A 19,778-nucleotide genomic window follows, 5' to 3' on the forward strand; every position below is an offset into this window, starting at 1 on the left:
GATATCCTTCTTTATTTACTGACTAAAAAGGGAAAATTAACACATAATAGATGTTGTAATGTTTACTCAGTTTTAATAATTTTCACACTCCAACAAGTCTTGTAATATCAAAACATTTAATGTCAGTACCTTTGATCAGCAGCAGTAATAAACACAAATCAAACATCATTTGTTTGTTTTGTGTTTATTTTGTTTATTTATCCTTGATTTATTTGTTGATATCCTATATTATACAGTTATAAATTATTAAGTGAATAGGAGAATAAATAATGGTCAACGACAATAGACAAAAGAAAATCATGGAATTGATAATGAAAAAAGGAAATCTATCTGTTCAAGATCTAGCTGATGAATTTCAAGTATCTGATATGACTATTCGCAGAGAATTACAAAAATTAGATCAAAATAAAATGTTCGAAAGATATCATGGCGGAGTTCGTTATGTTAAGGAAGTATCTCCTGAACAACGAGAAACAGAATATACAGATGAAAAAAAACAAATTGCTAATTATTGTCTATCTTTAATTTCATCTAGGGATACTATTTTTTTAGATTCAGGAACTACTGCTCATTATATTGCAAAAGGGTTGGCTGACTCGTTACTTGAGAATGTCACAGTAATTACTCATTCACTAACAACAGCATATTCACTTCGAAATGCAAATAATGTTTATTTATTCATGGCAGGAGGTGAATTTCGTCAGAATTCTCAAGGGTTCTTCGGAAGTAACACCAAGTCTTTTCTAGAAAATTTATATGTTAATAAAGCGTTTATAGGAACTAGCGGAATCATTGAAAGAGGCTATAGTGTATTCCAATTCGCTGATGCTGAAATCAAACAAACGATGATTGATTCAAGTGAAGAAACCTATATTATAGGAGATTCATCCAAATTCGGTAAACGCTCGATGAATCTATTTGCTCCACTTGAAAATGTCGATATGATCGTGACAGATAATAATTTATCAGATTATTGGGTGTCCTTTATTGAAAATAAGGAAGTAAATTTGACAAGAGTATAACAGTCTCACAAACAAAACTTAAAAAGGAAGCGAATTTTCTTATGAAAATTCCTTCCTTGTATCTTTATTAGTAATTCCTGGTTTTTTATACTTTGAAAAAATTTCAAATACTACTAGCTATTCATCACTTTAAGGAGGTGTTAAATATAAATAATAGAGACTGGTAATAATGTTGTTGTTTATAGTGTTCTTTAGATAAAACTGTCAACTAATTATTTAATAAAAGGAGAGGTTACGAATATGTTAATTACAATGAAAGAATTATTAACAGTTGCCAATGAAAATCAATTTGCTGTAGGAGCATTCAATGTTGCAGACAGTACATTTTTAAGAGCTGTTGTAGAAGAGGCAGAGCAATCAAATTCACCAGCAATCATTGCTATCCATCCATCTGAACATGAATTTTTAACAGATGAATTTTTCTCATACGTTAAACATCGTGTCTACGAAAGTAAAGTGCCCTTTGTCTTACACTTGGATCATGGTGGGTCTTTGAAAGAAGTTGTAAGGGCAATTCGTTGTGGCTTTACTTCTGTAATGATTGATGGGTCCTTACTTCCTTACGAAGATAATATCAGTATTACTAAAAAGATCGTTGAAATTGCACATGCTGTCGGTGTATCGGTAGAAGGCGAATTAGGAACAATCGGTAATACAGGAACATCTGTAGAAGGCGGTGTATCGAAAGTTACATATACTGATCCTGATCAAGCAAAGGATTTTGTGGATAGAACAGGTGTTGATTCTCTTGCAGTGGCGATTGGTACAGCACATGGTATCTATCCGAAAAATATTAAGCCGGAATTGCAAATGGACGTTCTTAAAGAAATTCATAGAAATGTAGATATTCCACTAGTATTACATGGGGGATCATCCAATCCAGATAAAGAAATTGCTGAATCTGTCAAACTAGGAATTGGTAAAATTAATATTTCTAGTGATATGAAGTTTGCCTACTATAAAAAAGCACGTGAAATTTTAAGTTCAACAGAATACTGGGATCCGAATGTTATTTATCCAGAATGCATCCTAGAAGCTCGTAAAGTAATCAATCATAAAATGCATCTTTTCAACTCTGTCGGAAAAGCTAGTTTATATGAAAAATTGGAATCTAAAAGGAATGATGAATTGAAAGTCGAGAGCTTATACTAAATTTTTATATTCAAATAGTCTATTAAGGATGGTTGAAATACCCATCATGCATTTTGCATTACATTTTTGAAGACGTAATAAATAGCAGATACCATGTCAACAGGAGTTGAATTAGATGGATAAACTTCAAATAAAGGAGTATCAAATATTAGTTAAAAATATACTCGCTGATTCAGGTATTATTTTAACTGGAGATGAACAACAAGCTATTGAGATAGTCGATTTTGGGCTCAACGCGATCGAAACAACAGGACTACAATTAATTACTTACGTAAATACGAAACGTTATTGTGCAAAAGACTTAGTTTTACTACCGAATCAAACTTGTCCTGAGCATCGTCATCCTCCTAGAAAAAATGGAGAGCCTGGAAAGTTAGAAACGTTCCGGTGTCGAAAGGGAATCGTGTATTTATATGTAGAAGGTGAAACAACTATTGCACCAATAGCTACTCCTCCTGCAGAAGATTTCCAATTCTACACAGTATTCCATGAAATAGTATTACAAGCAGGAGAGCAATTTACCATCCCTGAGAACACGAAGCACTGGTTTAAAGCAGGAGAAGAAGCAACAATCATATCTGAGTTCTCATCTAATAGTGATGATGAATCAGATATCTTCACAGATCCAAGAATAAAGCGTGTTCAGGATTAATTAACTAATATACTTGCAATATAAATGCTCGATTATCAATTGAATAAAAATTGACATAGCTCTAGCTAATGATACTAGGGTTATGTCAAAAATCAATAGTTCTTAATCAATGCTAGACATCAAGTGCTTAATTCTAGATTTAAACCAACATGCCTATTTAATTTCATATGTTATCAGGCTTGTCATCCGTAATAATACTTCGTCTGTTTTAAATGTAATATCATCTATTTATCGTACTAATTTTCATAACAACTACTTTCATATGAACTAGCAAATTCAGTTTGCTAGAAAGCAGGCGAATTGTTATTACTGGTACCCTTAGAACCAATACACCAAACCCATCCCCACTCCTTCCAACATCACCAACATTATCCCCAAACCGATAAATCTACTCATCTACTAGTCTCACATTCCCTGCATCATTCAGTCCATTCATCGCTGGCTGCTTGGTCTAAGGATTAAAGCGATTCAATCTCTTCGCAAACTCTTGGACTGCTCTTAGTTGTTCGGCGGATAGTTCTTTCACTTGTTGTTTCGTTGTTTATAAGGTATTGCTAGACAGTTCGCTCAACTTTTTCATTTTGTCAAAAGCGGTGCCGGCTTTGACTCCTTGTACGGTGGAAATGCCTCTGCCTGCCTTTCCAATTTCCGCTAATCTGGCTGGCGTGACAAACATTAAGGCGCTCCAACCGACGCCACCACTCGCTCTCCTACCGTTAATGTTTCACCAGAGAACGGTTCTTTACCTGTTGCGGCACGATAGAGATCATTGGTTCCTATTAATTCACTTACCCACATTTGCGACGTCTTGACCGGTGATAGGGTCCTTCGGCATCGTGGTGCGATTATATGGCTGCACGTCACGGATCATTTGAGTAAACTCATCTATATTATTTTGTTGGAATTCCTCTTGAATCCGTTCCACTGCTTCCTCATAAGGGGCTGTAGGTTTTCCTGGTGATAGCTTTTCATAGTGTTGCTACATCCTTTTTAAATATTCTAGAAAACTTAAAAGGTGTAGGATTTTTTGATTATTTATGGCTCATTTTTCACATTTATCTGTTAAAAAAGTATGAACTCTCTTTCATAAACAACTTACAAGCAATGTCGTTCTACTAAAAATCACATGATTGTACAGAGGATCTAAAGTATAAATCTCACAAAATCAAAAACACCTGCTGCCTAAAAAGACAAGCAAGTGTTTATGCGCTTATATTAATTTTGTCACTTCATTTTATTATAATCATACATTCCTTTTTTCGCGAAACTTATTTAAGGTTACTATATATAACTTTCCGCGATATCGATATCATTTGTCATTTCTAAATCCGGAAATTTTCTGTCTAGCTTTCTTAAGCAATTGATTAGTTCTTTACTTTGTAAGATTTCTGCGATATCTTCAAAAACCTCACTTATATAATATAAATCTTGCTTAGAACAATTATTTAAATATTTTATAGTCTCTTCCTCATTTTCTGAAAGAGCCTCTATTATTTCATTCCAACTTTTTTCTATCCCATAATCATCGTTTAGGTTTAATTTTTTTCTTTTATTTAATATGCCTTCCATTTTATGTTCTATGTTCATATTATCCCTCCAAGTCTTCCTATGGTTGTTTAGTAGCATCAGGAAAAATTGTTCCTATTTCTCCATTTGTTTTTATGACTCCCACCCTCACACCATTATACCCTCCAAAAATTGCCACGCCATTTTCTGCTTTTAAAAATTCAGGTGAATTAGAAATCTTAGTACCTGCTGCTACAATATCTGATTCTGTCCAATTCTCAGGAAACCATGATTGATTGGAACCTGTTCTTTTTGCTTTCACCTTGTGTCCAGGTACATTACCTACTCTAACACCATTTTCGAATACTTTATTTATGTTATAAACTATTTTATTCTTTTCCAAAAATTCAATATTGCTTTGTCCGTGTCCTCCCCCCTTCATTTTAGAGATATTATTGGTTTTGGGATTTGTTGTAAAATCACCTACATCTGAATGCTTTATACTTCTTTCAGATATATTAATATTGTTCACTTGGGAAGTTTTATTAGCGATATCATCCGAGCTTTTTGTATTAATACTACCAAACCCATCCCCACTACGTCCAACATCCCCAACATTATCCCCAAACCGATAAATCTGCTCATCTACTAACCTCACATTCCCTACACCATTCAGCCCATTCATAGCCGGCTGCATGGTCTGCGGAAAAAGATTAAAACGGTTCAGTCTGTTCGCAAAATCTTGGACTGCTCTTAGTTGTTCGGCGGATAGTTCTTTGACTTGTTGTTTCGTGGTTTTAAGTGTATTGCTAGACAGTTCGCTTAGTTTTTTCATTTTGTCAGAAGCGGTGCCGGCTTTGACTCCTTGTACGGTCGAAATGCCTCTGCCTGCCTTTCCAATTTTCCCTAATCTGGCTGGTGGGACAAACATTAAGGCGCTCCAACCGATGGCCGCCATTCGCTCTCCTGCCGTTAATGTTCCACCAGAGAACGGTTCTTTCCCTGTTGCGGCACGATAGAGATCATTGGTTCCTATAAATTCACTACCCACATTCGCGACGTCTTGACCAGTGATAGGGTCTTTCGGCATCGTGGTGCGATTATATGGCTGCACGTCACGGATCATTTGAGTAAACGCATCTATATTATTTTTTTGGAATTCCTCTTGAATCCGTTCCACTGCTTCCACATAAGGTTCTGTTGGTTTACCTGATGATAGGTTTTCATGGATGACAGGCATTTTGTGATTTATGTATCTCTTTCCTTTGCGCTCCAGTGCATCTAGTTCACTGGCTATTTGTCCAAGATCCTCTTGGGCAAGCATTTGTCTCGTTTCATTAACGATGGATAAGTGCTTCTCTATGATCTCTTCTTGGTCTTCGTAGTATCGGTGCATCCGCTTCAGATATTCTTTAACAGGTCCGGTATGCACGGTTAATTTCCCCACCACATCTCCTCCTTCTAACCTTTCTATCTTTATTCATTAATAACCCCGATACATTTTGTTAAGACGATCTTGCTCATATGCCTGATAGGATTGGGTGGTGATATGGTTTCCATATCGGTATGCTAAGCTTTGGTCTAGCGTACTGAACTCTTCTGCAATCGCTGTTGCATTTTGTTGAAGTGTCGCAAAATTATCACCTAACAATTCCATCAAGTTGATCAGGGTATCTAATAATCTGATAAACTACTGTCATCTAATCCCTGTTCTTCTAATGCATTCTTACATTTGATTAGTTTTTGTGTCATCTGTTCCGCACTGTTTCGTTCATCAAAAAGCGTTCGGTATAAGTCTTTTACACGATCTGGATCTACTTTCACTTCCATGGTTCAACACTTCCTTCATCCCATATCATCTAACATTCTTTGACTTTTTCGGTCTGCCTCTTTTACTTCTTGATCCATCTTCTCCGTTAACTGAATAAAGAAATCAATATGATCCTCCGCTAACTTGGCTATATCCATATATTGATTGACAACATTCTGATAGCTAGAAATTGCTTCCCCAGATAATTCAGAAAAAATCTGATTAAACTGAGCATGAACGGTACGATTAGACGTTGAAAAAATGTCTAACTGCTGTTCTACTTCCGCTAACACATCCATCGTTTTGTCAGAATCATAGGAAATTTTACGACTCACCCGCACATCACCTTCTTTACCTCAACATTTGCTTCACACTAGGATCGATATCTCTTGAACGGATATAGGTCGCATGATCTTCTTCCGGTAAGCCATATAATGCCCACCGATGATAATAGTAACTGGCCCATTTTTGCGATTCTACTTTTTGTCTTAGTGATCTTAGCGCACGAATGCATGCCTGATATTTATCATTATAATCTGCCAAATAATGATCCATTGTATCAGCTAATTCTTCCGCTGCTTCACGCGCCTTACTGTTGTTCCAATCTTGTTGCGATATGGGAGCAGGACATACTAGAACTACTCTTTCTGCATGTTCCAATCGTTCGATCAACTGATCAATCCGATTTATTCTTGCATTAAAATCCATGGTCTATTTCCCCTTTTCTTACTCATTACTCAACCAATGCCGCATCATTGACGGTTCCCTTCTTTAATGGGGTAAGCTTCTCCCATTCCTCGATAAAGTCGGTAACATTACCTTCTTCTTCGCCTGCGTAGCCACAAAATAGCACTCTAGTAATATTGTCTTCATTAAAAAAATAGACTTGGTTATCCAAGACACCGGTAGGATAACTGCAGCCAATATAATCTAGGTACACTTCTTCTTTATGTATATTTTCCACAATCGGTTTTCTTCCTGTAATCATGATTGGTTGTTCGCCGTCTTTCAATACAATTACACTGCCAATCGGAAGCATTTCGTCACCTCCATACTTATATTCCACCTTTGGTTTAGGTAATATTTCCTTTGTTATACAAATTATATAAGATGATTCCATATATTTCAATTAGCAATCTCGGTACAAGCTGACTAGGGTGGTGCTGTTGACCTATTTCCATATTTTACTTAAAAGCGAAATATATTTCGTTCCAACCCCTTGCTTATTTTAAGAGAATAGCTAAGAGGTTGGATTTTTATGAATGATTTGGAAAAAGATGATTTTCTATACGTAATAGGAGAATATTATAAGAAACAACGTATTGCCAAAGGCTGGACCCAAAGTGAAGTAGCCGAGGCTTTAGATATGAGTGTTCGTTCGATTCAACAATTTGAGAATGGTGAGCTAAATCTAGCCATATCCCGTTTTGTAGAATTAACAGAGTTATTAAAAGTACCGTATTCCATTGTAGAAGAACAATTCAAAACATATAGCTACCATTCCTTTCAAGAACGAGTAAGAGAAGTAATGAATCGAAAGGAAAAGAAATGATAAAAGGTTATAGAATAACTAGAAAAACGCTAGCCATTGTACCAAACAAAGATATATTCCATCAGTCAAAAATAATAGAAATGGAGAAAGATCTTTACCATCCATCTTCTCCATTTCCAATCATCAAAGAAAACTGTCTGTATTACGGCGCCGCTTATAATGGCCGTAAAAAATCGGTACAACACCACCTAGACTTCCACCAAAAGACACCTATCCCTATAGCTCCTTCTCGAGAAATATATACCTTTCCTACCGAAGCACCACAAAACAATAATTGTTGTTGGTTGTTTTTTCATGGAGTGAAAGACATCTTTTCCAATACGGAAGCTAACCCTACAAGTACAACCATCCTATTAATTAACGAGAAATGGTTGACCTTAAACAATTCCACATATACTTTAAAAACTCAATACAATCGCACCGGGATGTGTAAGGTTGTTTTTGATCAATTATGATGAGCGGTTTGATTACTGCCACTAACGCTATTTCAGTGTCAATAGGCATTACATATGTAAGTACTGGTTAATGTGTTTAAAATACACCACATACTCTTATTTTCCCATGTAGCTTAACAATATGGCATGCAAAAACATGATTTGTTGCAACAAATAAAACAATTTATGTATCCTTCAGCATTTTTTGATAAACCTTAATTCGTTCATCTAATAACTGACTATATTCTAGTGTTGAGGGTGCAGTTAATCCATCTCGTAATCCAATATCCACTAATTCTTCTCGCATTTTTTCAATTTGTTCTAATAACAAATTAATGTTTATTTTTTCATTACTTTTCTTGATCATGATTACTTGATTTCCCCCTTACTCATTACCACTCTACAGATATGAATAATTTCCAGTTACACTTCCCACTCTAAGAAAATATTATATACAACTTTTTGTTGTTTGTAAATTTAATACGCTACTTTTAGTTGTATAAAGAACCTTCTTCCAACAGTCCATTGTATAATGCATCCAAGAAAGGGAGTAACTTATGTTAATATTCAGAGAAAGATTAAAAAATTTAAGAGAAGAAAAAGAGCTAATGCAAGAAGAAGTAGCAAAAAAGCTAAATATCTCGACGAGTGCTTATGGATACTACGAACAAGGAAGAAATGAACCATCTCTTGAAACTATCAAACAACTAGCTGAAATATTTGACGTAACTGCTGATTATTTACTAGGCTTAATTGATACGAAACAACATCCCGTTCGCTTTTCAGAAGAATTAATGCTAACCGAAGATGAGATCAAAACAGTCCATCTTATGAAAAAGGAACATCTTCTAGAGCAAATTAATGATGATCGAGACAATAATATAAGACGTATCAAACGAATGTTGGATTTTATTAGAGATGAATTTTAGAGAAGTGAAAGCTTTTTGAAAATTATCTGATACTCAAAGAATTATAATAAAAAAAAATAACAGTCCCAGGATGAATACGCCAGGTGGGACTGTTATTTATGTTAAAATACTATCCTCTACTAACTAAAAACCACCCATTCAACAATTTTTCCCGGTTATAGTAAAAACGCTCATCATCTTCATATCGAGTAACTTTACCACCAGCTGCTTCGACAATAGCTTGTCCTGCTCCAGTATCCCATTCCATTGTCGGAGCATAACGTGGATAATAGTCTGCTTTTCCTTCAGCTACCAAGCAAAATTTAAGAGAGCTTCCAGATGATACTACATTTACTTCTCCATCTAGTTCATTAATAAATGCTTCCGTTTCCTCTGACATATGTGAACGACTAGCGACTACATTTGTAACATTAGTATCTTGAACTTCTGGTAATTTAACACTTTGATTGATTAAATCTTCTGCACTTGTGATAATCACTTTTGATGCATCATTTAACTTATAAGCTCCTTCATCATTTACACCAAAATAAAACGTATCAAGCGCTGGTGCATAAATAACTCCCAATTTTGGGTGATTTCCATCAATTAAAGCGATATTTACCGTGAATTCACCATTTTTCTTGATAAACTCTTTCGTTCCATCGAGGGGATCAACTAACCAGAATTGAGTCCAGTCTTTACGTGCTTCATATGGAATTTCCTTGCCCTCTTCGCTTAATACCGGAATACTAGCATCGATTTTCTCTAATCCTTTTGCAATGGCGTGATGTGCCCTCTTATCTGCTACAGTTAATGGTGAATCATCTTCTTTCAATTCAACATCAAAGTCTTGTTGATAGACTTCCATTATCTCTTTTCCTGCGTCTAAACAAATTTGAAACAAATCAACTATGTATTTACTCATTTTATTCCCACCTTTATTTTATTTAGAACCATACCATGTTAACGATGGTTACAGTAACAAACATAACAATAATACTTAACGGGGTACCTACCTTGATATAATCACTAAATTTATATCCACCAGGTCCGTAGACAATGAGATTTGTTTGATAACCAATTGGTGTTATAAAGCTAGCTGAAGCTGCAATCGCAATTGTGACCGCAAATCCCATATAATCTACTCCTAATGAACTTGCCATCTCCAATCCAATCGGAAGCATCAGCACTGCCGCTGCACTATTCGTGATAAGTTCTGTAAATATATTGGTTAATAGATAAATCGCAACCAACAAAGCGATAATACCGAGTGGTTCACCAATTTCAAGAATTCCTTTTGCCATCCATGATGCCAATCCTGTCTTCGTCATTGCTGTTCCGACTCCGAATGCACTGGCTATTAATAATAGCACATGGAACTGAATATTTTTCTTTGCCTCTTCTGGAGTTATAATTTTGGTCACAATAAATATAAACACAGCTAATAGCATAGCTTTAAACATCGATAACAAACCTATTGTCACAGATAATATCATCGCAATTAATACGAATAGAGAAAACCATCCTTTACCTTTATTTTCATTCAAGTTATTAGGAGTATCTAATGATGATACAACATAAAAGTCATTAGAGTTGTTATAGGTTTTGATAAAGTCTGAGCCTGCTAGTAAAAGTAAGACATCCCCGGGTTTAGGTATGATATCTCCAATTTTACTTTTAATCCGTTCATTGTTGCGATGTACAGCCAAGACACCTGCATCATATCTTGACCTGAATTGTGATTGCTTAAATGATTTCGATAATAAGGATGATTGATGAGACACTACCGCTTCGACTAATTGAACTTCGCCATTTCTTAGATCATCTAAATCTAAATGTGTGCCTGTTTCTAATCTTAACCCTTTCATTTGTTGTAATTCTGCGATAGTAGAAATTAAGCCTGTAAAGATTAATCTGTCTCCATCACCTACGATAGCAGTAGATTTAACGGGAGATATGCGTTCCTTTTGACGGATAATTTCTATCAAGTATAACCCTTTCAAATCACGTAATCCTGCTTCTTGAACAGATTGGTTAAGGAAAGGAAATTCACTTGTTACGGTCATTTCGGCCATATATTCACGCGTATCTTTCTTCACCTGTTCACTAAAGCCCTTATGGTTTGGTAAGATTTTATACCCTATTGTAAAAAGATAAATAAAACCTAAGATTAAAACCGGAATACCGACCACAGCTAATTGAAAAAGAGTAAATCCTTCTAGGCCAAAATCAATTAGCATACCATGGACAACTAGATTAGTAGATGTCCCCATCAAAGTAATCGTTCCGCCTAATATCGTGACATAAGATAATGGAATTAAATACTTAGAAGGGGCGATCCCTCTTTCTTCACACCATTTTTTGATCATTGGCGTAAAGGCAACCACGATCGGCGTATTATTTAAGAATGCAGATGAAAGCGAAACAGGAAAATAAAAACGTAGTAACGAACCTTTCTTTTGACTACTTTTATTTAACCACCCAGTCATCATACGTTCGAGCATACCATGCTTTTGAACAGCTCCTGCTACGATAAATAATAAAGCAATGGTTAACATCCCTTGGTTAGAAAAACCTTTAAAGGCTTCTTCTGGAGTTAATAGTCCTGTTAAGACAAAGATAACTAGGACTGAAAAAATGATCATATCAGGCCTTGCTACTTCAAAGAGCAATGCTAAAAACATCAAGATAATAATAACTAAAACAAATGCCATATCAAATGTCATAGAGGGATCACCTCCTTCTGAAAGAAACAGCTACTACCATGTAAGTTGATAGCAGCTGTTATCTCTTTAGTCTAAGTATTTCATAATTTCTTTCACTACGTAGTCAGTCGCTTCTTCTAACGAATATTTACTTGTATCGATCTCAATTTCAGGATTTTCTGGTTTTTCGTATGGACTAGAAATACCAGTGAAATTAGGAATTTCGCCAGCACGTGCTTTTTTGTAAAGCCCTTTAACATCTCGTTCTTCACAAACTTCTAGCGGTGTACTTACGAAAATTTCAATATAGGAATCTCCAATAATTTCACGTGCATTTTGTCTATCACTGTCATACGGTGAAATAAAGGAAGTTAAAGCAATCAAACCAGCATCATTCATCAATTTACCAACTTCTGCAATACGACGAATATTTTCTACACGATCCTGTTCTTTAAAGCCTAAGTTTTTATTTAAACCATGGCGTACATTATCACCATCTAATAACATCGTATGATGACCCGTCGCTACAAGACGTTTTTCTACTTCGTTAGCAAGTGTAGACTTACCAGAACCAGACAGTCCTGTGAACCATAATGTTAATGGTTTTTGACCTTTTTGCTGCGCTCTAACCTCACGTGTTACATCTGTATCCTGCCATACGACATTTGTAGAACGACGTAATTCATGTTTAATGACACCACAAGCAGATGTCATATTGGTGACACGATCAACTAAAATAAGCCCACCTAGTGCTTCATTATTTTCGAATTTATCAAAAACCATGTTTTCTGATAATGAAATATCACATTCTACTAATTCATTTTTGAAGATTTTATCAGCTGGAACCTCTTTACCAGTATTAATATCAATTTTATTCTTAATAGACATCACCGTACCTGGTAATAGTTTGGTTCCTACTTTTACTAAATAATTACGTCCCTCTACTAATTCCGTATCATCCATCCATAGAATAGTAGCAGTAAACATATCGGTAACCTGAATATTTTCTGATGTCGTTATTACACATCCTCGAGAAACGTCCACTTCTCGGTCTAATTGTACCGTTACAGGTTGTCCAGCACCAGCTTCAGATACTTCATGATCGGTTACGAGAATGCTTTTAACGTTAGCCTTTTCCTGACTAGGAAGTGTAATAAGCTCATCACCAACCTTAATATGACCGGCTTCAACTTGTCCTTGAAAACCACGGAAAGTATGGTTTGGACGACTTACACGCTGAACAGGCATTACAAATTCCTCTTGATCCACATCTTCTTCTACTTCAATGTCTTCTAGATAAGGTAATAATGCTTTACCGTCATACCAAAGTGTATTTTCAGAATTCTTCGTAATGTTATCCCCTTCTGTAGCAGAAACTGGAATGACTTGAACACTTTCAAGATTAAAACCATAGGTCATTTGTAAGAAGTCATTTTTAATTTCTTCAAAACGTTTTTGATCAAAACCAATGAGATCCATCTTGTTTACTGCAAGCACGACATGTTTAATACCCATTAATGCACAAATACGCGCATGACGTTTTGTTTGGGTGATCACACCTTTTGTTGCATCTACTAAAATAACTGCTAAATCAGCAAAGGACGCACCAACAGCCATATTACGAGTATATTCTTCATGTCCCGGTGTATCAGCAACAATAAAGGAACGGTTATCGGTTGTGAAATAACGGTAAGCAACGTCTATCGTAATACCTTGTTCCCGTTCTGCCATTAAACCATCAAGCAGTAGGGAGTAGTCAATTTCTCCTCCACGGCTACCAACCTTTGAATCTAGTTCTAATGCTTTTTCTTGGTCAGCAAATAATAGCTTTGCATCATAAAGCATATGTCCAATTAACGTAGATTTTCCATCGTCAACACTACCACATGTAATAAACTTTAATAAACCTTTCATTCTAGAAATACCCCTCTCTCTTACGGCGTTCCATACTCCCAGCAGCTTCCTGGTCAATGACACGGCTTGTACGTTCAGATGAAACAGCACCTAATGTTTCATCGATAATTTCATCTAACGTTTCCGCCTCTGACTCTACGCCGCCAGTTAGAGGGTAACATCCTAATGTACGGAATCTAACTTTCTTATGCTTGATTTCTTCACCTGGTTCTAATTTCAAACGGTCATCATCTACCATCACAATATTACCGTCACGTTCGACTACAGGACGCTCTTTAGCAAAATAAAGCGGAACAATGTCAATGTTCTCTCGTTTTATGTATTGCCAGATATCTTTCTCTGTCCAGTTAGACAGTGGGAATACTCGCATACTTTCGCCTTTGTTAATTCTAGTATTGTATAACTTCCACATTTCTGGTTTTTGATTTTTTGGATCCCATGCATGATTTTTATTTCGGAAAGAGAAAACCCGTTCTTTTGCACGTGATTTCTCCTCATCACGACGACCACCACCAAATGCAGCGGTAAATTCGTATTGATCAAGAGCTTGTTTTAAACTTTGCGTTTTCATAATATCGGTATAGGCAGAACCGTGATCAAACGGATTAATGCCTTGTTCTACACCTTCTTGATTGATATGTTCAATCATTTCAATACCTAATTCTTTTGCTTTTCGATCCCGGAAATCTATCATTTCTTTAAACTTCCATGTTGTATTCACATGCAAGAATGGAAATGGTGGTTTCTCCGGATAGAAAGCTTTCATTGCTAAATGTAGCATGACAGAACTGTCTTTACCGATTGAATATAGCATTACTGGTTTTTCGCATTCTGCGGCTACTTCGCGGATTATGTAAATTGCTTCTGCCTCGAGTTGGTCGAGGTGAGATAGATGATGTCTCATTTTAATACCTCCTAGTAAATTAAAATCATTGAGAATATAAATACTATCATCTTATTTAATGCTTTCATGTTCAGTTATTTTCAATGCTCAGTTTAATTATCTATATCTGCTTCAAATATAATAATACGCTTTTAAATAATAGTTGCATTTTTCTAACACTATATTTTTTTCTTTTGCTGTCAATGAAGTTTCCCACTTACCTATAGAAGAAGTGCTAATTGGATTTTTTACATTTTTATGATGATTTAAACCTTCAACATCACCCATTCTGATATTACTGCTTCGGTATATCATTTCTGTCTGAAAGCCAATGTTTAAAAATTTACATATTTTCTTTGTTTCATCTAAAGGAGAGTTTACTAAAGTTTCGTATTTGACTTCATGATAAAAATCATTTGATAAAAGACTGGAAAATTTCCTTATATGCCGGAGACTATCAACCCATCTATCACAAGCTTCTTCTACGTTTTCATATAATTTGGCTGTTTTATATGAAGCGACAACATCTCGTCCATCTCTTATAAGATGAACAAATTTTGCATTTGGAAATACTTTTAGTATTTCGGTAAGACTAAATGAATTTAAAGGAGTTTTATCACCCCATTTTTTCATTTGTAAATTATTTAATTTAGCATATTCTTTATAAATTTCTTGAATAATAAATGCTAAACTTTGATTTTTTTTCTCTAAGTTCACCAGTCGTTTATATACCCTCCAAATATCATCAATTCCCCACCATTTAAATTCAGGATGATTTTCAAAATTCGCTAGTATTAAAGCACATAATTCATTCCACGTTATGTTATTCATGTGTATATAATGATAATATTTGTGAATAACTTTACCTAAGACATAAGATTCCGGCGGAATTACTACATTCTTGTTTTGCGTTAAAATACTTCTTAAAAGCGTGTTCCCTGATCTACCCGAACCAATTATAAAAAAAGGCTCTATATTTTCATCTGACAAAGGAAAAGCCTTTGTTGGTTTTAATAATGTTTTAAGACTATTGTAATAATAATATGATCGCAGGTTCTTAAGGCCACTAAGTTTCCTTCTTTTATACATCTAAGTCAACCTTTCATCCGTTATTTGAACTTTTTTTGATTTTTCGAATAAACATGTGAATAAGCTGTTTATCTTCTTTAGACACACCTAAAATATATAATATACTTCCAGATAAAATAGTAAATAACATCGTATATAATATAAGGTCTATATATATATTAAAATTAATTATTTGTTTTAGAAACACACACATTAAATAGCTTAGTGTTATAACACTAAATATTTTTAAATAATCTTTACTGTAGGGATGAATTTCATGAATTTTGTATACCATTAATAATCTTGTTATATTAGCTATAGATACAGATGCTAAAGACGCAATTGCAGCTCCTTCTATTCCATATTTAGGAATCAGAATTAAATTTAATATTACATTAATACTGACTGTCAAAAAATTATTATACATTTCGTACTTAGGAAAACCTGTCATAATTAACATATAACCCGAGGACCCTACACCGACATTTACAACTTGACCTATAGAAATTAAAATTAGTGCCACATTCCCTGAAACAAACTCTTCTCCAAATACAGACATAATTTCAGCACTATTTAAAACTATTAATCCAAATGCAATTAAATTAATTGTTACTACCCATTTTGTTATTGTCTTAAACATATAACTCAACTTGTTCATGTCACCTCTATTAAATAATGATGATATTGTAGGAGCAAATATCATATTAAAGGCAACTAAAACAAAACTACTTATAGTTCCAATTTGTAGGGCTACTCTATATATTCCTACATTTTCATTATTTAAATAATATCCTATCATAAAAATATCTGTCTTTTGGCTGATAAACCCTAAAAAACCAGTCAATAATAACGGTAATGAATAAATTAATACTTTTTTATATAATATAATAGAATTGAAAGCGAATTTTCCAAATAATAAACTACTATAAATATAGTATAGTAGATATATAACACCTATACCTATTGATAAATAAAAAGACAAGATTATTGAGTTGATATTATAACTTATGATGCTTACAGCCACAATAAAAAAAATAACCTTAAAACTCGGTACAATCAAATTTTGATTTATTATAAAAGGTTTTATTTCTTTAATACCTCTAAATACTCCTTGTGATAATTGTACTAATGTCAATAATATAATCATAGGAGCTATTAACCTAAGAGTAGTACTTAAATTTGAATCATTAAGCAAATGTTTTGAAATTAATTCTGAATTTACTATTATTATAACTACTAATAGAATACTAGAAATACTAACTATTAAATAACTAATTGTGATGAACTCTCTTTTAATCTTATGTTCTTTTTCTTCAGATAATTTAGGAATATAGTACACTAAACCTTGCTGTATACCCAACAGCGCTATGATAGGAAAGAAACTTATAAAAGTGTATAAATAAGTAAATTCCCCAAAAACTTCAGCACCTAATAAACGAGCTACAATTAAATTAAACAAAAATGTTATTACTAATCCAATCAGTTTTCCCACAAATACTATCCCTGACTGCTTTGTTACATTTTTTAATTCTCTATTCATTAGTTCACCTTTCTAAGATTCATATTGTTTTTAAATTTTAAGCATAATTGTGAATATAAATGTGTTAAGCGAGTAAGAGAATCTTCTAATAAGAGTATTTACTTTATAGATTTATCATTTTAATAAGTAATTGATAATCTCTAGTACACCTAAACCATTCAAAAAATAATAATTTTATTTTATAAAAAAGTTTTTTTTAGCATTGATCACACATGCTAATATTACTAAAATAATTATCATTAATTGAAAAGAGTGGTATATAGATGCTGGAATCATATATAAAGCCATACCAACAATAATCCCGTAATAAATGCTTTTATATTTTCTATATACTCCACGATTGGTGAATACAGGAGCTAGAAATGCTAACACCAAAACTGTCAGTCCAAATGTTCCATATCTAGCTAACAAAAATAACCATTCGTTATCCACATGAATACTAAAATAGTCTTTAGCAGGTCCTATTCCGAATAGTGGACTATCCTTAAAAAAAGTCAGCGCTTCATTCCAGTTTGTAAGCCTCGCTTGCCAACTACTGTCTTCTTGTAAATTTGTACTACGTAATCTCCATAACAATTCTTCTGGTACAAAATTTATTATTATGAAGACCAAACTGGAGACCGTTATGAAAGAAAGAAAAAGTATAATCATAGTTCTTTTTTTTATTATACCGGTTAAAAGAAGTTTCAAATTTATTCCTTGTAGAATTAAAGTTGAGAGAATCATTATGGAACTAGTTGATATTAAAAAAACAAACCCAGTCCTTGACAAAGTCATTAAGTTCGCAAAGAAAGTAAGAATTAAGGTAAATACATATTTTCTTTCATTTTTTTCAATTAGTAACCACAACGATAATAAAAAACCAATTCCTGGAATAACAGAATATACATTTGGATTATTAGATAACCCAACTACTCTCGGACTTTGGTAACCAGGCATCAGTGACTCGTATTGTGTTGGAGCAATAGCTGGAACATATAAACTATTTAAACCAAATAAATTAAAGTATTGTGTTATAGCTATCACAGATGATAAGGAAGAGTACAATACTATAGCTTTTAATACCTGAATTCTATCTTGATCAGAATTTATCAATGTGCTAGTAATCAAAAATATAGAGCTGTATAAAAAAACTTTATATAATTCAAAATAGTCATTGATGGTCGGGGTATATCCTTTTATACTTCCTACAAAAGAAGAAATAATAATAATAAAAGCAAAGAAAATATATATTTTTACAAAAGGTGAGATTGATAATATTACCTTTTTTCGCTTAAATGTACGAATAATTACATAAAAAACTATTATAATGATCAAAAGTTGCTCTAATCGAAAGCTCGGTAAATTACCAATATTTATACTTGGAGTTAAAATTGAAAAAAAAAGGATCAATTTAATTACGTTAATATTATTATTATCTGTACCTAAAAACATCACTATACCTCATCACTAATTAAAAATATTTACTTATCAATATATTTCTCAATACTATCAGCTTAACAATTTTTTGTATATATCTATTAACGTTATAGCTATTGAATGGGGACTGAAATTACTTTTTATATCCTCAGAAATGGTGAAACTGTTGTATTCGGATATATTTTTATACATATATTCCATTGCAATTTTTAAACTTTGAATATTTTCTTCCTCAATTAAAATTCCATTTTCTGGAGTGATAAAATCTTCTGGCCCGCCACAACGCGTCGAGATTACTGGTAAACCCTTTGCTAATGCCTCTACATATGCAAGCCCAAATGTTTCCAACTTTGAAGCTAATACAAAACAATGACTATTCTCCATTTGATCAGCTATAACTTCTCTATCTACTAAACCTTTTAATTTAACTTGAGAATTCATGTTTAGTTCTTTTATTTTATTTTCCAATTTTTTCCTCTCATTACCATCTCCATATATGAAAAGTTTTACTTTTGGCTGTTTCTTAAAAGCTAAACTAAAGGCATCAATCAGTAAATCCATGCGTTTATCCATGTGAAGACGACCTACTGATATAAAAGCAAAGCCTTTTTTTGATGCATTACTAATATGATTGAAGTTTGATAAATCTACAATATTGGGAACTACTTCAGTTTCTATTTTGAATCTACTAGCTATATTATCTCCTAAATAACTGCTTACGGTTAAAACCTTATCCATTCGATTATAAGTATATAAACCAATTTTTTTAAAATATTCATTTAACTTATTTTGATTCATTAACGAGTAATGCTCAGTCATAACTAATGGAATAGAAGAATGGTTAAAAACTTTTGATACAATATAACCAACGGTTATAAAATGAGAATGAATTAAATCTGGCTTACCATGCTCCTTATATATGATATTATATATTTTTTTTAGTCCCCATATTTTTATGTTATTTTGTATTTTTTTAGGAAAATTACCACATGGTATATTTAAAACATAAATATTTACCCCATCTATCTTTTTCTTTTCAATTCCCCATTTTCTCCATCTTCTAACAGAACGAATATCTATAGCTACATAAATTATTTCTATTCCTTCTTTAACTAAGGCTTTTGCCTGATCAAATTCAAATATTCCATTCATTTTATATTTATTTGTAGGATAACCTCTTGCAACAATCATAACTTTCATATAATCTTTCCTT

24 protein-coding genes are annotated in these 19,778 nt (G+C 33.6%); 6 read left to right on the forward strand and 18 right to left on the reverse strand.

Annotated elements, in window-relative coordinates; translation table 11 throughout:
* Positions 1-269 precede the first annotated feature (269 nt).
* The 3 genes from J5J03_RS03450 (at position 270) to J5J03_RS03460 (ending at position 2,826) form a co-directional block, all read left to right on the forward strand.
* Positions 270-1,022: a DeoR/GlpR family DNA-binding transcription regulator gene (locus J5J03_RS03450; RefSeq protein ID WP_208586106.1), complete on the forward strand. Its 753-nt coding sequence runs from the start codon at positions 270-272 to the stop codon at positions 1,020-1,022.
* Positions 1,023-1,262: 240 nt separating this feature from the next.
* Entirely contained in the window at positions 1,263-2,174 is a 912-nt protein-coding gene (locus J5J03_RS03455; RefSeq protein ID WP_208586107.1) for a ketose-bisphosphate aldolase, read from the forward strand.
* A 115-nt stretch (positions 2,175-2,289) separates the two neighbouring features.
* Complete coding sequence (locus J5J03_RS03460; protein WP_208586108.1) at positions 2,290-2,826, forward strand: cupin domain-containing protein; 537 nt, start codon at positions 2,290-2,292, stop codon at positions 2,824-2,826.
* A 541-nt stretch (positions 2,827-3,367) separates the two neighbouring features.
* On the opposite strand, the gene J5J03_RS22125 is transcribed toward J5J03_RS03460, so the two are convergent.
* The 9 genes from J5J03_RS22125 to J5J03_RS03500 all read right to left on the reverse strand — a co-directional run bounded on the left by J5J03_RS22125 (position 3,368) and on the right by J5J03_RS03500 (position 7,181).
* On the reverse strand, positions 3,368-3,502 hold the full coding sequence (locus J5J03_RS22125; protein WP_269435777.1) for a hypothetical protein: 135 nt from the start codon (positions 3,500-3,502) through the stop codon (positions 3,368-3,370).
* Entirely contained in the window at positions 3,502-3,624 is a 123-nt protein-coding gene (locus J5J03_RS03465) for a pre-toxin TG domain-containing protein (protein ID WP_208586109.1), read from the reverse strand. The genes J5J03_RS22125 and J5J03_RS03465 overlap by 1 nt, the downstream gene beginning before the upstream one ends.
* A 483-nt stretch (positions 3,625-4,107) precedes the next feature.
* Positions 4,108-4,413 carry a hypothetical protein gene (locus tag J5J03_RS03470; protein ID WP_208586110.1) on the reverse strand — a complete coding sequence of 102 codons (306 nt, stop codon included), beginning with the start codon at positions 4,411-4,413 and terminating at the stop codon, positions 4,108-4,110.
* Positions 4,414-4,432: 19 nt separating this feature from the next.
* Entirely contained in the window at positions 4,433-5,779 is a 1,347-nt protein-coding gene (locus tag J5J03_RS03475) for an EndoU domain-containing protein (RefSeq protein WP_208586111.1), read from the reverse strand.
* Positions 5,780-5,815: 36 nt separating this feature from the next.
* Positions 5,816-5,989 carry a hypothetical protein gene (locus J5J03_RS03480; protein ID WP_208586112.1) on the reverse strand — a complete coding sequence of 58 codons (174 nt, stop codon included), beginning with the start codon at positions 5,987-5,989 and terminating at the stop codon, positions 5,816-5,818.
* A 17-nt stretch (positions 5,990-6,006) separates the two neighbouring features.
* Positions 6,007-6,162 carry a hypothetical protein gene (locus J5J03_RS03485; RefSeq protein WP_208586113.1) on the reverse strand — a complete coding sequence of 52 codons (156 nt, stop codon included), beginning with the start codon at positions 6,160-6,162 and terminating at the stop codon, positions 6,007-6,009.
* Between the two features lie 15 nt (positions 6,163-6,177).
* Positions 6,178-6,477: a hypothetical protein gene (locus J5J03_RS03490; RefSeq protein ID WP_208586114.1), complete on the reverse strand. Its 300-nt coding sequence runs from the start codon at positions 6,475-6,477 to the stop codon at positions 6,178-6,180.
* 16 nt (positions 6,478-6,493) lie between these two features.
* Positions 6,494-6,850 carry a hypothetical protein gene (locus J5J03_RS03495; RefSeq protein ID WP_208586115.1) on the reverse strand — a complete coding sequence of 119 codons (357 nt, stop codon included), beginning with the start codon at positions 6,848-6,850 and terminating at the stop codon, positions 6,494-6,496.
* A gap of 25 nt (positions 6,851-6,875) precedes the next feature.
* The gene (locus J5J03_RS03500; protein ID WP_208586116.1) at positions 6,876-7,181 is read right to left on the reverse strand and encodes a DUF4176 domain-containing protein; all 306 of its coding nucleotides are present in this window, start codon (positions 7,179-7,181) and stop codon (positions 6,876-6,878) included.
* 219 nt (positions 7,182-7,400) lie between these two features.
* Here J5J03_RS03500 and J5J03_RS03505 point away from each other — a divergent pair, with 219 nt between their 5' ends.
* Complete coding sequence (locus J5J03_RS03505) at positions 7,401-7,694, forward strand: helix-turn-helix domain-containing protein (protein ID WP_208586117.1); 294 nt, start codon at positions 7,401-7,403, stop codon at positions 7,692-7,694.
* The gene (locus tag J5J03_RS03510) at positions 7,691-8,149 is read left to right on the forward strand and encodes a competence protein ComK (protein WP_208586118.1); all 459 of its coding nucleotides are present in this window, start codon (positions 7,691-7,693) and stop codon (positions 8,147-8,149) included. The genes J5J03_RS03505 and J5J03_RS03510 overlap by 4 nt, the downstream gene beginning before the upstream one ends.
* A gap of 163 nt (positions 8,150-8,312) precedes the next feature.
* On the opposite strand, the gene J5J03_RS03515 is transcribed toward J5J03_RS03510, so the two are convergent.
* A complete protein-coding gene (locus tag J5J03_RS03515; protein ID WP_231710586.1) occupies positions 8,313-8,495 on the reverse strand; it encodes an aspartyl-phosphate phosphatase Spo0E family protein in 183 nt (60 codons plus the stop codon).
* A gap of 190 nt (positions 8,496-8,685) precedes the next feature.
* Between J5J03_RS03515 and J5J03_RS03520 the strand changes: the two genes are divergently transcribed.
* Positions 8,686-9,057, forward strand: a complete 372-nt coding sequence (locus J5J03_RS03520) for a helix-turn-helix domain-containing protein (protein WP_208586119.1) — start codon at positions 8,686-8,688, stop codon at positions 9,055-9,057.
* A 109-nt stretch (positions 9,058-9,166) separates the two neighbouring features.
* Here the strand turns inward: J5J03_RS03520 and cysQ are convergent, their stop codons facing one another.
* The 8 genes from cysQ to J5J03_RS03560 all read right to left on the reverse strand — a co-directional run bounded on the left by cysQ (position 9,167) and on the right by J5J03_RS03560 (position 19,765).
* On the reverse strand, positions 9,167-9,961 hold the full coding sequence (cysQ, locus tag J5J03_RS03525; protein ID WP_208586120.1) for a 3'(2'),5'-bisphosphate nucleotidase CysQ: 795 nt from the start codon (positions 9,959-9,961) through the stop codon (positions 9,167-9,169).
* Positions 9,962-9,983: 22 nt separating this feature from the next.
* Complete coding sequence (locus J5J03_RS03530; RefSeq protein WP_208586121.1) at positions 9,984-11,762, reverse strand: SLC13 family permease; 1,779 nt, start codon at positions 11,760-11,762, stop codon at positions 9,984-9,986.
* A 66-nt stretch (positions 11,763-11,828) separates the two neighbouring features.
* The gene (gene cysC / locus J5J03_RS03535; RefSeq protein ID WP_208586122.1) at positions 11,829-13,655 is read right to left on the reverse strand and encodes an adenylyl-sulfate kinase; all 1,827 of its coding nucleotides are present in this window, start codon (positions 13,653-13,655) and stop codon (positions 11,829-11,831) included.
* A gap of 1 nt (position 13,656) precedes the next feature.
* Positions 13,657-14,559, reverse strand: a complete 903-nt coding sequence (gene cysD / locus J5J03_RS03540) for a sulfate adenylyltransferase subunit CysD (RefSeq protein ID WP_208586123.1) — start codon at positions 14,557-14,559, stop codon at positions 13,657-13,659.
* A gap of 111 nt (positions 14,560-14,670) precedes the next feature.
* Positions 14,671-15,627, reverse strand: a complete 957-nt coding sequence (locus J5J03_RS03545) for a sulfotransferase family protein (RefSeq protein ID WP_208586124.1) — start codon at positions 15,625-15,627, stop codon at positions 14,671-14,673.
* Positions 15,628-15,640: 13 nt separating this feature from the next.
* A complete protein-coding gene (locus J5J03_RS03550; protein ID WP_208586125.1) occupies positions 15,641-17,146 on the reverse strand; it encodes a flippase in 1,506 nt (501 codons plus the stop codon).
* A 174-nt stretch (positions 17,147-17,320) separates the two neighbouring features.
* On the reverse strand, positions 17,321-18,580 hold the full coding sequence (locus J5J03_RS03555) for an O-antigen ligase family protein (RefSeq protein ID WP_208586126.1): 1,260 nt from the start codon (positions 18,578-18,580) through the stop codon (positions 17,321-17,323).
* A 57-nt stretch (positions 18,581-18,637) separates the two neighbouring features.
* Positions 18,638-19,765 (reverse strand): glycosyltransferase, encoded by a 1,128-nt coding sequence (locus J5J03_RS03560; protein ID WP_208586127.1) that lies wholly within the window; start codon positions 19,763-19,765, stop codon positions 18,638-18,640.
* Positions 19,766-19,778 lie beyond the last annotated feature (13 nt).

The organism is Gracilibacillus suaedae, from assembly GCF_017599345.1.
Classification (GTDB): domain Bacteria; phylum Bacillota; class Bacilli; order Bacillales; family Amphibacillaceae; genus Gracilibacillus; species Gracilibacillus suaedae.